Raw genomic sequence first — 15,407 nt, forward strand, 5'->3', positions numbered from 1 at the left:
TCGCCCTCTGATGACCGAAGGAGCACCTGTGTCCGACCCCGTCGTCCTCTACGCCGAGTTCACGGCCAGACCCGAGCAGCGAGCCGAGGTCGAGCGCCTCATCACCGGCCTCGCCGACGACGTCCACCGGGAGCCGGGCAACCTGGAGTTCACCGTCTACCAGCGCGCCGAGGACCCGTGCCGGTTCTTCGTCTTCGAGCGGTACGCCGACCAGTCGGCGTTCGAGGCCCACATCGCCGCGCCGTACGGCGCCGTCTTCAACGCCGCGCTCGGCGACCTCATCGTCGAGGACGGCTCACAGCTGTCGTTCCTGCGAGCGACCGTGTCGCCCGCTCACTCCCCTCTCACCTGACGAAGGAAGCCGCCGTGCGTCATTCAGTCCTCCGGAAGACAGTGGCCACGGCGGCGATCGCCGTCAGCCTCGTCCTCCTCTCCGCGTCCCTCTCGACGTCCCTCTCCCTCGTCGGCTCCGCGTCGGCCGAGGAGGTCGACCCCGACCCGGCCACCCAGCAGTACCGGCCCCTGCTGCACTTCTCGCCCGAGAAGAACTGGATGAACGATCCCAACGGCATGGTGCTCCACGAGGGCACCTACCACCTGTTCTTCCAGCACAACCCGTCCGGCACCCGGTGGGGCAACATGAGCTGGGGACACGCCACCTCGCCGGACCTGCTGCACTGGGACGAGCAGCCGCTCGCCATCCCGCAGACGTTCGACGACCAGGGCCGCGCGATCGAGGACATCTTCTCCGGCTCCGTGGTCTCCGACCCGACGAACTCTTCCGGCCTCGGCACCGCCGACAATCCTCCGCTGGTCGCCCTCTACACCAGCGCCTACACCCCCCACCACCCCACGCTCGCGGGACGGCAGGCGCAGTCGCTGGCGTACAGCCTCGACGACGGACAGACCTGGACGAAGTACGCCGGCAACCCGGTGCTCGACCGCGGCTCGAGCAACTTCCGCGATCCCAAGGTGTTCTGGTACGACGGCCCCGCCGGCGCCTACTGGGTGATGCTGGCCGTCGAGGCCCCTGACCACAAGGTCGTGCTCTACCGGAGCGACGACCTCATCGACTGGACCCACCTCAGCGACTTCGGGCCGGCCAACGCCACCGGCGGCATCTGGGAGTGTCCCGACCTGTTCCCCCTGCCCGTCGACGGCGACCCCGACAACGTCAAGTGGGTCATGGTGGTCAACCTCAACCCGGGCTCCGTGGCCGGCGGCAGCGGCGGGCAGTACTTCGTCGGCGACTTCGACGGCACCACGTTCACCTCCGAGTCGACCGTCACCTCCGACCCCGCCCCGGTCGGCACCGTCCTCGAGGACTTCGACGACGGCAGCTGGGGCCAGTGGCAGGTCGCCAACGAGCCGGGCAACTGGCGCGACGGACCGTTCGGGACGTCGCCGGCGACCGGCACGCTGCCCGGCCAGAACCCGGTCAGCGGGTTCCGCGGCGCCGGCCTGGTCAACGGCTTCCACGACGGCGACTGGCCGGTTGGCACGCTCACCTCGCCCGAGTTCACGATCGAGAAGGACTTCGTCAACTTCCTCGTCGGCGGTGGGCGGCACCCGCACGTCCCCGGCGGCCAGCTCGGCAACCAGCCGCCGGCAGGGGACCTGCTGTTCGAGGGGTTCGAGTACCCCGAAGGCGTGTCCATGGTCGACCGAGGCTGGCAGCTCACCGGCGACTTCGAGCCGGCCCGCAATCCCTCCACCCAGGGCGGCGACTTCTACCTCGGTGCGAAGCGCGTCAACACCTGGGAGGGCGGGCCGCGCGGTGACGACAACACGGGCACCCTCACCTCGCCTGGCTTCGTCATCGACGACGACCACGTGAGCTTCCTCATCGGTGGAGGCAAGCGCACCGACGGATCGCTGCAGGCCGAGCTCGTCGTGGACGGGGAGGTCGTCCGGTCGGCCACCGGCGCGGAGGCCGGGGCGCTCAACTGGTCCGGCTGGGACGTGTCGGCGCTCCGGGGCAGCACCGCCCGGGTACGGATCGTCGACCAGGCCACCGGTGGGTGGGGTCACCTGACCTTCGACCACGTCGTCCTCGGACCGGAGCCGGCGCGGGTGCGCAGCGACGAGACGAGCGTGAACCTCGTCGTCGACGGCGAGGTCGTCCGCACGGCCACGGGAGCGGACAGCGAGACCCTCGACTGGCACAGCTGGGACGTCTCCGGCCTGGCCGGGAAGCAAGCGAGGGTCCAGGTCGTCGACAACAACCGCTTCGGGTGGGGTCACGTCCTGGCGGACGAGCTCCGGGTCGCCGACGAGCCGGCCCGCTCGCGGCTGAGCGCGTACGAGTGGCTCGACTGGGGACGCGACTACTACGCGGCCGTGACCTTCAGCGGCGCCGGTGACGACGAGCGGCTGATGCTCGGCTGGATGAACAACTGGGACTACGCCAACGACATCCCGACCAGCACGTGGCGCAGCGCCATGTCGCTGCCCCGGGAGGTCCGTCTCGTCACCACCCCCGAAGGCCCACGCCTGCGCCAGGCGGTCGTCCCGCAGATCGAGGACCTGCAGCGGAGGAAGGCAGCCTCGAGGGTCACGAAGCGCCCGATCCAGGAGGGCCACGCCGCCCTGCCCATGTCAGGGGACGTCGTGCAGATCGACGCCGTGCTCGACCTCGGATCGGCGTCCTCCGCGGGGATCTCGGTCCTCGGTGGGTCTGAGAGCTCCACCCGGATCGGCTACGACTCCCGTCGCCGGGAGCTCTTCGTCGACCGCACGGACTCGGGGGTGACCGCCTTCCACCCGGCCTTCGCCTCGATCGAGCGGGCGCCGGTGCCGAGCCGGCGAGGCGTCGTCACGTTCCGCGTGTACGTCGACCGCGCGTCGGTGGAGGTGTTCTCCGGGGACGGCCTCACCACCATCACCGACCAGGTCTTCCCCGAGGCCGGTGCGCGGTCCATCGGTGTGTGGGCGGAGGACGGCACGGCTCTGCTGAAGAGCCTCACCGTGACGCCGCTCGCTCCCGCGATGTGGACTCCCGTCAGGGCGAGAGGGGGCGCACAGTCGCGGCCGTGACCCCGGCGTGCTCGATGGTGAGGGACGCCGGGTCGCCGAGGTCGACGGCGGTGGAGAACGTGAGCGATCGGTCGTCCAGGAAGACCTCGACCGACCCTGCGTCCACCCACACCCCCCACCCCGACATCGACCCTCCGTCCGGGACGCGGGAGACGTGCTCGAGCTCCCACGCCTCGTCGTGCGGACCCGTCACGGGGATCCGGCGTACGCCGACCTCCCTCGTCCCGGGGTCCGCGCGCACGACGAGCGCGGCCGCGTCCCCCCGCAGCGTGAGCTCGACGCCCGACGTGACGCCCTCGAGATCCACGTCGACGTGGAAGGACGCCGTGCCGGGCCGGGTGGGGTCACTCGGGGGCGGATCGGCCATCAGGTCGCTCAGGGCCGGCAGGGGCCTCGAGGCGAGCGTCGGCGCTTCGCCGAGGTGGCTGACCAGCTCGATCTCTCGGACGACCGACTGGGACCCGCCCTGCCACTCCGGGCGCGATCGCTCGGTCGCGTACGCCCAGCTGTTGAGCCATCCGAGGGCGTACCTGCGGGCTCGCTGCGCCTCCGCCGACTCGCGCGGATCCGACCACGTCACCGTCGCGTAGTAGTCGGGTCCGGCGTCCAGCCACCGCGGCGGGTGGTCGTCGGGGACGAACTCGTCGCCGGCCCACGTGCCCGTCCAGTAGACCGTGCCCGTCGAGCGGCCCTGGGCCGCTCCGTTGGCGGACGCGAGCAGCACCCAGACGCGGTTGTCGGGATCGGCGTCGAGGCACATCTCGAAGAGGTCCGGGCACTCCAGCAGGCCGAGGTCGCTGGTCGCGAAGTCGGAGAGGTAGGCCCACTCCCGCAGGTCGGTCGACGCGTAGAAGCCCAGGCGCTGTCCCTCCGCAAGCACCATCACCCAACGCCCTTCTGCGGCGTCGTGGACCACTTTCGGGTCGCGGAAGTCAGTCGTCCCGGGGTTGTCGAGGACCGGGTTCCCGGGCGCCGGGACGAAGGTGCGTCCTGCGTCCCGGGAGACGAACAGCGACTGGCGCTGCACGCCGTCGGCCTGCTGGGTGGCGAACGCCACGACCGCGCCGGCACCGAACCCGGCCGCCCCGTGCTCGTCGACCAGCGCACTGCCGCTCTCGACGTCACCCCACGCGTCGACGTACTTGGGTATGGCGACGCCCTCGTGCTGCCAGGTGACCATGTCGGCGCTGACCGCCCGCGCCCATGCCGTGCCGTTGCCGTGCGGGAAGTCGGCGTTGTAGAGGTAGTAGAGATGCCACTGGCCGTCGCTGAAGAGGGGACGCTGGGGGTCGTTCATCCAGTGCGCCGGCGGCGTCAGGTGGTAGGCGGGTCGGCGAGTGCTCGGCATGGCCCTCCCTGATGGCGATGGCGATGGCGATGGCGATGGTGGTGCCGGTTCGTCGCTCGCGGTGCAGGCCGCGAGCGCCACGGCCCCACCGGCTGCCAGCACCGCGCGCCGCCGGACGGCGGGCATCTGTGGCATGGGCTCCTCCCGAGAGCGACCAGAGCGACCCGCGCTGCGGGCATCCACGTGTCTTCCCGAGCAGACACCCGCAGCGGGTGGAAGGCCAAAGGCCTGGGGGAAGCGATGGCCTCCCACCTCGATACTACATCGATTTAGATGGGGGTGTTCAACCCCTTCCCACGCCGGACGAAGCGACATAGCGTGGGGATCGCCTGGGGATAGGCCGTCCGCCGCGCTGACGTGGGATCCACGGGAGCGCGGGGGACTTCTCGGAGGGACAACTCAATGTTCGTCACACAACTGCGCCGGGGGCTCGCCTCCTTGGCGCTCCTCGGACTGGTGCTCACCGGCACCGCCGCGGGAGCACAACCGCAGACGACCGACAACAGTCCACGCGCCGTGGAGGGCTTTCCCGAGCCGACTGTGCACAGCCAGGTCGCCTACCCGCCGGACTCGGACTTCACATCCCGGTGGACGCGGGCAGACGCCCGCCAGCTCAAGGCGATGTCCGATCCCGCCGCCGGCCCGCGGGAGAACTCCATGCCGGAGGAGTACACCGCCCCCACGGTGCCCATCAGCTTCCCCGACATGAGCGGTGGACGCGTGTGGGTGTGGGACTCCTGGCCGCTGACCGACTCGAACGCGGACCAGTACAGCTACAAGGGCTGGGAGGTCATCTTCTCCCTCGTCGCTGACCGCAACCTCGGCTTCGACGACCGGCACACCTACGCCAAGCTCGGCTACTTCTTCCGGAAGGCCGGCATCCCCGCCGACCAGCGCCCCGAGAACGGCGGCTGGACCTACGGCGGGCTCGTGTTCCCCGAGGGTGTCTCGGGCGAGGTCTTCGAGGACCAGTCGTTCAGCCACCAGACCGAGTGGTCCGGCTCGACCCGGATCTTCAAGGGCGGCAACGTCAAGGTCTTCTACACGGCCGTCGCGTTCTACCGCAACGCTCAGGGCCAGGACGTCAAGCCCGCCGACGCGCGCATCATGATGTCGCCCGGCAAGCTGAAGGCCAACGCCAAGGGCGTGAGCTTCACCGGCTTCGAGACCCATCACGAGCTCCTCAAGCCCGACGGCAAGTGGTACCAGAACGGCGCCCAGAACCCGTTCTACAACTTCCGTGATCCCTTCACCTTCAAGGACCCCGCGAACCCGGGGAAGACCTACATGGTCTTCGAGGGCAACACCGCCACGGTGCGCGGCACCCCGGCGTGCACCGCCGAGGACCTGGGCTACCGGCCCGGGGACCCGCACGCCGAGGACCTCGAGACCGTGCGCAACAGCAACGCCCGGCTCCAGATGGCCAACGTCGGCCTTGCCGTCGCCACGAACGACGACCTCTCGAGCTGGAAGTTCCTGCCGCCGATCCTCTCGGCCAACTGCGTCACCGACCAGACGGAGCGGCCGCAGATCTACATGAAGGACGGCAAGTACTACCTGTTCACGATCAGTCACAGGTCGACGTTCGCCGAAGGGATCGACGGGCCCGAGGGCGTCTACGCGTTCGTCGGCAACGGCATCCGCAGCGACTACCAGCCCGTCAACCGCGGGTCCGGGCTGGCCGTCGGCAACCCGACCAACCTCAACTACGCCACCGGGTTCCCGTTCGACCCGGACTTCAACCAGCACCCGGGCACCTTCCAGGCCTACTCGCACTACGTGATGCCTGGTGGTCTGGTGCAGTCGTTCATCGACACCGTCGGCACGAAGGACAACTTCCGACGAGGGGGCACCCTCGGTCCGACGATCAGGCTGAACATCGACGGTGAGACCATCACCGTCGATCGCAGCTACGGCGACGGCGGGCTGGGCGGGTATGCCGACATCCCGGCCAACCGGCACGCGAACCCCGGCACGTTCATTCCCTGAGCGGGGGCCACGATCGGGGGACGGGGCAGCTCCTCACGCGGGAGCTGCCCCGCTCCGCGGTGCCGCGATCGAGCCCCGCTCACGCACCGGCATGGCGACGAGGTGCTCCTGATCCGGCGCGTGCGCCCACTCCTGGCTCAGGCCCAGGACGGACTCGACGGCGATGCGCCCCATGTCGAAGTAGGGCAGGGCGACCGACGTCAGCTGGGGACGCAGCCACCGCGCGAGCTCGGAGTCGTCGAAGGACACCACGGACACGTCGTCCGGGATGCGCAGGCCCGCGTCGGCGAGCGCCTGGTAGGCACCGAAGGCGACGCGGTCGTTGAGGCAGATCAGGGCCCGAGGGGCCTCGCGCGAGGACAGCTGCGTGCTGACGGCGTCGTACGCCGACTCCGGCCACCACCTGCAGCCGATCATCCCCTCGAGCTCGGCTCCGGCTTCGCCCAGCGCTGCCGTCACTCCTCGGTGACGCTCCCTGGCGGGGCGCAGGGTGTCGGTGACCTCGCCGACCAGGAAGATGCCGTGGCGGTGGCCCGCTCGGAGCAGTGCGTTCGCCGCCTCGCGCCCGCCGCCGAGCTCGTCGGCAAGGATCGCGGGCAGCGCGTGCGACGACGTGCAGTTGAGGAGCACCGTCCTCCCGTGCCGGATCCCGGGAAGCTGGATGCGGTCGCTGGTGATCGTCGCGAGGATGATGCCGTCCACCTGTCGGGCGAGCAGGTCCTCCACGAGGTGGCGCTCCACCTCGGGATCGTCCTGGGACTCGACCACGATCAGCAGGTGGTCGTGCTGGAGAGCGGTCGCCAATGCCCCACGGATGAGGTCGCCACCGTAGTTGTCGGTGACGATCTGGTCGGAGATCAAGCCGATCGTGTTGGTGACCTGCGTTCGCAGGCTGCGAGCCGCTGCATTGGGGCGGTAGCCCATCTCCCGCGCGACGCGCAGGACCCGGTCGCGGGTCTCGACGGAGATGCCGGAACCGGGCCGTTCGTTGAGGACGAACGAGACCGTCGTCACGGACACCCCGGCGCGTTCGGCCACGTCCCGGAGTCGGACTCGGGGGAGTCGGTCCCTCGTCATCGCCCTCCCGATCTCGTCACCGTGGAGCGTCCCACTGGGGTCCGAGCTCGCGCTGCATGGCGTCGAGGATGCCACGGATCGAGGCCCGTCCGTCGACATGCAGACCGCCCCGACTCTGCGTGAGAGTCGGGGCGGGGTGCGTGGTGCTAGCTTCCGGACCGGCGCGTCCGGGGCAGCGCGGTCACCGCGAGCTGCGTGACGGCGGCGGTGAGCATCGCCAGCACCTGGCTCAGGGAGCGCACGTAGAGCGGGCTCACCGGGCGCTGCGGCCGTGCACGTCGGCGTCGGCGTCGTAGAAGTCGCGGCTGCCGGACTTGGCGAGGCCGCGGCTGACCATGTAGCCGATGGTCAGGAGGGTGACGTAGAACCACGCCTCCTGGGGGCCGAAGTCGCTGGCGTCGGTCATGGCGGAGGCCACGAGGACACCGATCACGATGACGACGTATGCGATGAGCTCGGTGGTCTTGTAGGACGACTTGGTCTCGGTGCTGACGCGATGACCGGTGGTGGCGCGGTTGGCGGCGTGCTTGGTGTCGGGCGGGGTGGACGACTGGGTAGACATGGTGTCTCCTTGCGGCTGGTCAAACGGGGGTAGCCCACTGGTCTGGAGCCGCTGTCGCACCCCTCGGGTGCGACAGAGCCACGTACCCCCCGAGACGGTGCACATGCGTTCACGGAATGTGTCCTGGGTCGCATGCGGGCGTAGCGGGGCCGGCGGTTACTCGTTGGTACTCATGTCCCTGCCGCGTGAGAGGCCACCGCCATGCACCGAACCATCGCCGCCGCCGTCGTCACTGTCGTCACCGCAGCCGCGCTCCCGTTCCTCGGCTCGTCCGCGTCCGCCGCGCCCGTCTCGACGACCGACGGCTGCATCCAGAGCGTCCCGGACCCGGGCACGAGCGCGCCGGTCGACATCTGCTTCACGCTCTTCCGGCCTTCGGGGGCCACGAAGGACCGGCCTGTGCCGATGGTGCTGCACAGCCACGGATGGGGCGGCAGCCGTACGACGGACCCCGCCTCGTTCGCCTACCTGACCGACGCCGGCTTCGGCGTCCTGAGCTTCGACCAGCGCGGCTTCGGCGAGAGCGGCGGCCAGGCCTACATCGAGAACCCCGACGTCGAGGGCGAGGACGTCCAGGGGATCGTCGACCTCGTCGCGGCCCAGGACTGGGTGGGGAAGCAGAGGCCGGGTGACCCCGTGCTCGGCGCGATCGGTGGGTCGTATGGAGGTGGCTACCAGTTCGTCGGCGCCTTCAGCGAGCTGCGCGAGAGGGGCAGCACCCGCTTCGACGCGCTCGTCCCGGAGATCACCTGGCACAGCCTGACCGAGAGCCTCTTCCCGCAGGGCGTTCCCCGGACGGAGTGGGCGACCGCGCTCACCGCGGCCGGGCTGTCGACCGACGCCCTGCCGCCGATCGTGCTCCAGGGCTTCGCCGAGGCGGCCGCGACCGGCAACGTGCCGGCCTACCTCCACGACTTCCTCGACAAGAACGGGCCGGAGTGGCACGTACGCCAGGGGCGCCGGCTCGACATCCCGGTGCTCTTCGGCCAGGGCGCGACCGACAACCTGTTCCCGCTCGACCAGGGCCTGAAGAACTTCCGCCGTGCGCTGACCGACAAGGCGCGGGCCCGCAGCATCTTCGTCGGCTACAACGGCGGGCACACCCTGCCGGCGCTGGTGCCGAGCGGCACCAACAGCGACATCCCGGTGGCGACGGGCAGTGACGCCTGCTCGCCGCAGCTGGGCAGCCCCTCCTTCCGGGACCTGGGCCTGCGGTTCCTGCAGCACAACCTCCAAGGCCAGAAGACCGGCCTCAACGGCTTCGGCCGCTTCCACCTGACGACCGCCGCCGGCCGGTGCGTCGCCGTCCCGACGGTGGCCCCCAACACCGCCGTCGAGCTCGGCGACGTGGTCAGCACGGTGGGTGTCGGCGCCCCGATCGCCTACCCGGTCGCACAGGGTCCGCTCACCGTCGCCGGGTCCCCGACGCTCGACGCGACCCTCACCACGCTGGGCCTCGACAACCGTGCCTTCCTCGCCCTCTCGGTGGGCACCAGCCCGCTCGACGCGAGGATCGTGCAGAACAACATGCTGCCGATCCGGGAGAACGGCGTCGTCCTCGGCAAGCCGCGCACCGGCGTCGAGCTGCCGTCGGTCGCGGTCGACGTACGTGCGGGAGAGACCCTCTTCCTGACCGTGTCGCCGATCTCGGACATGTCCGCGGGCTTCGGCAGCCGGGTGGTCGGCGCCATGCGGCTGCGTGACGTGGTGCTGCACCTGCCGGTGACGACCGGCTGAGCGCCTGCCCCTCGCCGCGGTGTGGCACCCTCGATCAGTGGCGTCCTCCGCTCGAGCACTGACCCCCGAGACGCTGGGTGCCTGGCTGGTGAAGGCCAGCGGTGGGGTCCCCGCCACGCGCGCCCACGTGCGCGCCGGCTTCGCGGGTGTCGGGGCGTGGTGCGTACGACCGACGTACCGGACCGAGCTCGTCGAGGAGGGGCAGCCCGTGCTGCTCTGGGTCAGCGGTAGCGACCGCGAGCACCCCGCCGGGATCTACGCACGAGGCCGGACGACGGGACCGGTCGGGCCGGACGCGATGCCGCTCGTCCTCGAGCCGCTGGAGCACCCGTTGCTGCGCTCCGAGCTGCTCGGCCACCCCGGACTCGCGACGATGGAGGTCCTCCGGATGCCCGCCGGGAGCAACCCGTCGTACGTGAACCGAGAGCATCTCGAGGTGCTGGCGGAGATGTGCCCCGAGCTCCGGTCCGACGGCTGACGGGAGCCCGGGACCGCCTGACCTCACCGTCGTGAGGTCGTGAGGAGAATGTGACGATGCTGCCACCGCAGCCTGAAGCCGCCGACACACCCGCGGCCCACTCTGGTGCTCGTTCGGATCCCCCCGTATGCCCCGGAGGCAGCCCATGACCACCACCGCGACCCCCGCCGGCGAGACGACGGTCCCCCCGTCCCGCCGTACCCGCCGCTGGATCGAGGACTGGCGTCCCGAGGATCCCGACTTCTGGGAGAGCACCGGCCGCCAGGTCGCCCGCCGCAACCTGATCTGGTCGATCTTCGCCGAGCACCTCGGCTTCTCCGTCTGGCTGATCTGGAGCGTGAGCTCGGCCTTCTTGGTGGCGACCGGGTTCGACTACACGCCGCAGCAGCTCTTCCTGCTGGTGGCTCTGCCCAACCTCGTCGGCTCGTTGCTGCGCCTGCCCTACACCTTCGCGGTGCCGAAGTTCGGTGGCCGCAACTTCACGATGGCGAGCGCAGCGTTGCTGCTCATCCCCACGCTCGGGTTCGCGTACGCCGTGCAGCGGCCGGAGACGCCGTACTGGGTGTTCTGCCTGATCGCCGCGACGGCCGGCCTCGGCGGCGGCAACTTCGCCAGCTCGATGGCCAACATCAACTTCTTCTACCCCTCGGCCAAGAAGGGCGCCGCGCTGGGCCTCAATGCTGCGGGCGGCAACCTCGGCGTCTCGCTGATCCAGCTCTTCCTGCCGGTGATCGTCGGCGGCGCCGGGATCTTCGGCCTCGTCAAGGCGTCGGAGGGCGGCATCGACCTGCAGCGGGCGGCCTGGGTGTACGCCGGCCTCGCGGTCGTCGCGACGCTCGCGGCGTACTTCTTCATGGACAACCTCAGCACCGCGACGTCCTCCCCCCGCGAGCAGATGAAGGTCGTGCGCAAGCGGCAGACGTGGATCATGGCGTTCCTCTACATCGGCACCTTCGGCTCGTTCATCGGCTACTCCGCCGCCATGCCGCTGCTCATCAAGCTGAACTTCTGGGTGCCGGAGCCGGCGCCGCTGGGCACCGGCATCTACTTCGCCTACTTCGCGTTCCTCGGCGCCCTGGTCGGCTCGCTGACCCGGCCGTTCGGCGGCTGGCTGGCCGACCGCCTCGGTGGCGCGAAGGTCACGCTCGGCGCGTTCGCGGCGATGGTCGTGTTCACCCTCGCCGTGCTGTGGACGCTGATGCAGCTCACCCCCAACCCGACCGCCGACCCGGCGATCGCGTCTGCCAACCAGTCGTGGTTCCCGTGGTTCCTGAGCTTCTTCCTCTGCGTCTTCGCTGCGACCGGCATCGGCAACGGCTCGACGTACAAGATGATCCCGGCGATCTGGCGCACCGAGGCCGAGCGGGCCACCGCGCCGGGCACGCCGGAGCGCACCGCCGCCCTCCTGGCCGGCACCAAGCAGGCCTCCGCCGCGATCGGCGTGATCGGCGCGGTGGGCGCCATCGGCGGGTTCCTGATCCCGATGGCCTTCAGCGCGCCGTGGGTGGCCGACCCCATGTCCGCCACCAAGGGCGCCTTCCTGGTCTTCACCGGGTTCTACGTCATCTGCGGCGCGGTAACGTGGGCGGTCTACCTGCGACGGCCCGCCGAGGTCCACGCCCAGAGCCTCGCCGGCGCCGGGATCTGAGGAGCGCGATGAGTCCGGTGGAGACGCATTGCCCCTACTGCTCCCTGCAGTGCGGGATGCGTCTCTCCGGCCGTCGCGTGCCGGAGGTCTCGAGCTGGGACGAGTTCCCGGTCAACCAGGGCGCCCTCTGCCGCAAGGGGTGGACGGCGGCCGGCTTGTACGGCAGTCGTGAGCGGCTCACCTCACCGCTGGTCCGCGACCGGGAGACCGGCGAGTGGTCGGCGGTGTCGTGGGACGTCGCCCTCGACCGGGTGGCCGACGGGATCCGCGCGGCCCAGGCGTCGCGCGGACCCGACGCGGTCGCGGTCTTCGGCGGTGGCGGGCTGACCAACGAGAAGGCCTACTCGCTCGGGAAGTTCGCCCGGGTGGCGCTCGGCACCTCGCAGATCGACTACAACGGCCGCTGGTGCATGTCGTCGGCCGCGTCGGCCGGGATCCGCGCCTTCGGGGTCGACCGTGGCCTGCCGTTCCCGCTGGCCGACGTCGAGGAGGCCGACGTGCTGGTGCTCGTCGGGTCCAACCTCGCCGAGACGATGCCGCCCGCCGCGCGCCACCTCGACCGGCTCCGCGAGCGCGGTGGTCGCGTCGTCGTCATCGACCCCCGCCGTACGCCGACCGCGAACCGCGCCGACCTCGCGCTCCAGCCGGTGCCCGGCACCGACCTCCCGCTCGCGATGGGAGTGCTGCACCTCCTGGTCGCCCAGGGTGCGGTGGACGAGGACTACCTCGCCGCGCGCACGACCGGCTGGGACGAGGTCCGCGAGTCGGTCGCGTCGTGGTGGCCCGAGCGCGTCGAGCGGGTGACCGGTATCGAGGCAGCAGAAGTGCGGGCGCTGGCTGCGATGCTGGCGGGATCGCCACGTGTCATGGTCCTCACCGCCCGGGGCGCCGAGCAGCACTCCACCGGCTCCGACACCGTCCTCGCCTGGATCAACGTCGCGCTCGCGCTCGGCATGGTCGGCAAGCGGGGAGCGGGCTACGGCTGCCTCACCGGCCAGGGCAACGGCCAGGGCGGCCGCGAGCACGGTCAGAAGGCCGACCAGCTGCCCGGCTACCGCCGCATCGACGACCCCGCCGCCCGTGCCCACGTCGCCGGGGTCTGGGGGGTGGAGCCCGACTCACTGCCCGGCCCCGGCCGGTCGGCGTACGAGCTCCTCGACGCCCTCGGCACCGACTCCGGGCCCTCCGCGATGCTGGTCTTCGGGTCCAACATCGTGGTCAGCGCGCCCAACGCCACCCACGTCACGTCGCGGCTCGAGGCGCTCGACCTGCTGGTCGTGTGCGACTTCGTGATGTCGGAGACGGCAGCGATCGCCGACGTCGTGCTGCCGGTGACCCAGTGGGCCGAGGAGACCGGGACGATGACCAACCTCGAGGGACGGGTCGTGCTCCGGCAGAAGGCGATCACGCCGCCGTCGGGCGTGCTCTCGGACCTCGACGTGATCGCCGGCCTCGCTGACCGGCTCGGCTCGCCGGTGCCGTTCACGACCGAGCCGGAGGAGGTCTTCGCCGAGCTCGGCCGCGCCTCGGAGGGCGGGCCGGCGGACTACTCGGCGATCACCTACGACCGGATCCGCGACGAGAGCGGCGTCTTCTGGGGCGGCGAGCGGCTCTTCGCCGACTCGTTCGCGCACGCCGACGGTCGCGCCCGGATGCTCGCCGTCGAGCACCGCGGTGCCGCCGAGCAGCCCTGCGCCGACTACCCGGTCCACCTGACGACCGGACGGGTGCTCGCGCAGTACCAGTCCGGCGCCCAGACCCGGCGCGTGCGCTCGCTGCCGGACGACGGACCCTTCGTCGAGCTGCACCCGCTGCTGGCCGGCCGGCTCGGGATCACGGCCGACGACTCGGTGCGGATCTCCACCCGGCGGGGCACGATGACGGCCCCGGCACGGGTGGTCACGACGATCCGTCCCGACACCGTCTTCGTCCCGTTCCACTGGGTCGGCGCCAACCGGCTCACCAACGACGCCCTCGACCCGGCGTCGAGGATGCCGGAGTTCAAGGTGTGTGCGGCCTCGGTGACGGCCCATGGCTGACCGGGTCGTCGTGGTCGGCGGCGGCATGGCCGCCGTCCGCCTGGCCGAGGAGCTCGTCGGCGCGGACGTGCGACTCACCATCCTGGCCGACGAGCAGCACGCGCCCTACAACCGGATCCTGCTCTCGGCCGTCCTCGAGGGGACCCACGCCGCCGACGCCCTCACCCTGCGCTCACCGGCGTGGTTCGAGGCGCACGGGATCGACCTGAGGCTCGGAGCCCGGGTGCTGGAGATCGACCGCGAGGCGCGGGAGGTCGTGCTGGTGGACGGCGAACGCATCGGCTACGACCGGCTCGTCCTGGCCACGGGCTCGATCCCCACGCTCCCGCCGATCCGCGGCCTGGTCCGCCGCGACGGCACGCTCCACCCGAAGGTGCACCCCTTTCGGAGCCTGGAGGACTGCCGCCGCCTGGAGAGCTCCCTGGCCGAGGTGCAGGCACAACGAGACTCCGAACCTGGCTCCGAGCCACCTCGCGCCGTCGTCGTCGGCGGCGGCCTGCTCGGCCTCCAGGTCGCCCGCGCACTGTCGGTCCGCGGCGTCCTCACCGAGGTCGTCGAGGGTGCCGAGCACCTCCTCGCGAGCCAGGTCGGCCCCGCCGCCGGCGCCGTGCTGGCCCGCGACCTCCGCCGCCTCGGCACCGACGTCTACACCGGCGCCCGCGCCATCCGGATGACCGACGACGGGGTGCGGCTCGACAACGGCGCCGTCCTGCCCACTGACCTCATCGTGCTCACCGCCGGCGGGCGCCCCTCGACCGCGCTGGCCCGCCGCGCCGAGCTGATGGTCGGGCGCGGCATCGTCGTCGACAGCACCCTGACCAGCGTCAGCGACGACCGCATCCACGCGATCGGCGACTGCGCCGAGCACCGTCGGCGTACGACCGGCTTCGTGCCACCGGCATGGGAGCAGGCCGAGGTCCTCGCTCGGCTGCTCCGCGGGGAGCCGGCGTCGTACGTCGGGCTCCGCAACGTCGCGCGCCTGCGGGCGACCGGTCTCGACGTCGCCGTCCTCGGCGATCCGCAGGCGGCAGAGGGCGAGGTGGTCGAGGTGACGAACCCCATCGCCGGCTCGCACCGCCGCCTCGTCGTCCACGGGGGCCGGATCGTCGCCGCCGCGCTGGTCGGTGACCTGTCCCGTGTCGGGCTGATCACCCAGCTCTACGACCGCGGCACCATCCTCGGCCCCGACGAGCCCGGCCAGCTCCTCCTCCCGGAGGCCGCCGACGCCCCGACGACGCTGCCCGACGAGGCCGAGGTCTGCGCGTGCGCCGGCGTCACGGCGGGGGAGATCCGGGCCTGCGAGTCGATGTCGCAGTGCGTCGACCGGACCCGGGCGACCACCGGCTGCGGCGGCTGCGCCGACGTCGTACGCCGCCTCCTCGACGCGGGTCGGGCGGGATCGAGGCCGCCTGTCCCCGTCGGCTGACGGCTCGCGCCTCCCGACGTCCTGTCGCGGGACCACCGAACATGCCCCGACGAGGCCTATGGTGGGA

The 15,407-nt window shown here is 71.3% G+C and carries 11 protein-coding genes; 8 read left to right on the forward strand and 3 right to left on the reverse strand.

Annotated elements, in window-relative coordinates; genetic code table 11:
• Positions 1–28 precede the first annotated feature (28 nt).
• Together J3P44_RS22245 and J3P44_RS22250 are read left to right on the forward strand one after the other, a co-directional pair.
• Complete coding sequence (locus tag J3P44_RS22245; protein ID WP_255892688.1) at positions 29–352, forward strand: putative quinol monooxygenase; 324 nt, start codon at positions 29–31, stop codon at positions 350–352.
• Positions 353–366: 14 nt separating this feature from the next.
• Positions 367–3,036, forward strand: coding sequence for a GH32 C-terminal domain-containing protein (locus J3P44_RS22250; RefSeq protein WP_255892689.1), 2,670 nt, complete (start codon positions 367–369; stop codon positions 3,034–3,036).
• On the opposite strand, the gene J3P44_RS22255 is transcribed toward J3P44_RS22250, so the two are convergent.
• Positions 3,002–4,384, reverse strand: coding sequence for a glycoside hydrolase family 32 protein (locus tag J3P44_RS22255; protein WP_255892690.1), 1,383 nt, complete (start codon positions 4,382–4,384; stop codon positions 3,002–3,004). The two genes, J3P44_RS22250 and J3P44_RS22255, sit on opposite strands and share 35 nt — an antisense overlap.
• A 402-nt stretch (positions 4,385–4,786) precedes the next feature.
• Here J3P44_RS22255 and J3P44_RS22260 point away from each other — a divergent pair, with 402 nt between their 5' ends.
• A complete protein-coding gene (locus J3P44_RS22260) occupies positions 4,787–6,373 on the forward strand; it encodes a glycoside hydrolase family 68 protein (RefSeq protein WP_255892691.1) in 1,587 nt (528 codons plus the stop codon).
• A 33-nt stretch (positions 6,374–6,406) separates the two neighbouring features.
• Here J3P44_RS22260 and J3P44_RS22265 read toward each other — a convergent pair whose 3' ends face one another.
• Both J3P44_RS22265 and J3P44_RS22270 read right to left on the reverse strand, forming a co-directional pair.
• Positions 6,407–7,411: a LacI family DNA-binding transcriptional regulator gene (locus tag J3P44_RS22265; RefSeq protein WP_255892692.1), complete on the reverse strand. Its 1,005-nt coding sequence runs from the start codon at positions 7,409–7,411 to the stop codon at positions 6,407–6,409.
• A 292-nt stretch (positions 7,412–7,703) separates the two neighbouring features.
• Entirely contained in the window at positions 7,704–8,012 is a 309-nt protein-coding gene (locus J3P44_RS22270) for a hypothetical protein (RefSeq protein WP_255892693.1), read from the reverse strand.
• Between the two features lie 201 nt (positions 8,013–8,213).
• Here J3P44_RS22270 and J3P44_RS22275 point away from each other — a divergent pair, with 201 nt between their 5' ends.
• The 5 genes from J3P44_RS22275 to J3P44_RS22295 all read left to right on the forward strand — a co-directional run bounded on the left by J3P44_RS22275 (position 8,214) and on the right by J3P44_RS22295 (position 15,340).
• Positions 8,214–9,749, forward strand: coding sequence for a CocE/NonD family hydrolase (locus tag J3P44_RS22275; protein ID WP_255892694.1), 1,536 nt, complete (start codon positions 8,214–8,216; stop codon positions 9,747–9,749).
• A gap of 37 nt (positions 9,750–9,786) precedes the next feature.
• On the forward strand, positions 9,787–10,227 hold the full coding sequence (locus J3P44_RS22280; RefSeq protein ID WP_255892695.1) for a hypothetical protein: 441 nt from the start codon (positions 9,787–9,789) through the stop codon (positions 10,225–10,227).
• Positions 10,228–10,372: 145 nt separating this feature from the next.
• On the forward strand, positions 10,373–11,875 hold the full coding sequence (locus J3P44_RS22285) for an MFS transporter (RefSeq protein ID WP_255892696.1): 1,503 nt from the start codon (positions 10,373–10,375) through the stop codon (positions 11,873–11,875).
• A gap of 8 nt (positions 11,876–11,883) precedes the next feature.
• A complete protein-coding gene (locus J3P44_RS22290) occupies positions 11,884–13,914 on the forward strand; it encodes a molybdopterin oxidoreductase family protein (protein WP_255892697.1) in 2,031 nt (676 codons plus the stop codon).
• A complete protein-coding gene (locus tag J3P44_RS22295) occupies positions 13,907–15,340 on the forward strand; it encodes an FAD-dependent oxidoreductase (protein ID WP_255892699.1) in 1,434 nt (477 codons plus the stop codon). The genes J3P44_RS22290 and J3P44_RS22295 overlap by 8 nt, the downstream gene beginning before the upstream one ends.
• The last annotated feature ends 67 nt before the right edge of the window (positions 15,341–15,407 follow it).

This window comes from Nocardioides astragali, assembly GCF_024436375.1.
Classification (GTDB): Bacteria; Actinomycetota; Actinomycetes; order Propionibacteriales; family Nocardioidaceae; genus Nocardioides; species Nocardioides astragali.

Bases quoted from the DNA above. Each gene is read 5' to 3' on its own strand.
- J3P44_RS22295 (WP_255892699.1), top strand. From the start codon at position 13,907: ATGGCTGACCGGGTCGTCGTGGTCGGCGGCGGCATGGCCGCCGTCCGC.
- J3P44_RS22260 (WP_255892691.1), top strand. From the start codon at position 4,787: ATGTTCGTCACACAACTGCGCCGGGGGCTCGCCTCCTTGGCGCTCCTC.
- J3P44_RS22270 (WP_255892693.1), bottom strand. From the start codon at position 8,012: ATGTCTACCCAGTCGTCCACCCCGCCCGACACCAAGCACGCCGCCAAC.
- J3P44_RS22255 (WP_255892690.1), bottom strand. From the start codon at position 4,384: ATGCCGAGCACTCGCCGACCCGCCTACCACCTGACGCCGCCGGCGCAC.
- J3P44_RS22275 (WP_255892694.1), top strand. From the start codon at position 8,214: ATGCACCGAACCATCGCCGCCGCCGTCGTCACTGTCGTCACCGCAGCC.
- J3P44_RS22285 (WP_255892696.1), top strand. From the start codon at position 10,373: ATGACCACCACCGCGACCCCCGCCGGCGAGACGACGGTCCCCCCGTCC.
- J3P44_RS22290 (WP_255892697.1), top strand. From the start codon at position 11,884: ATGAGTCCGGTGGAGACGCATTGCCCCTACTGCTCCCTGCAGTGCGGG.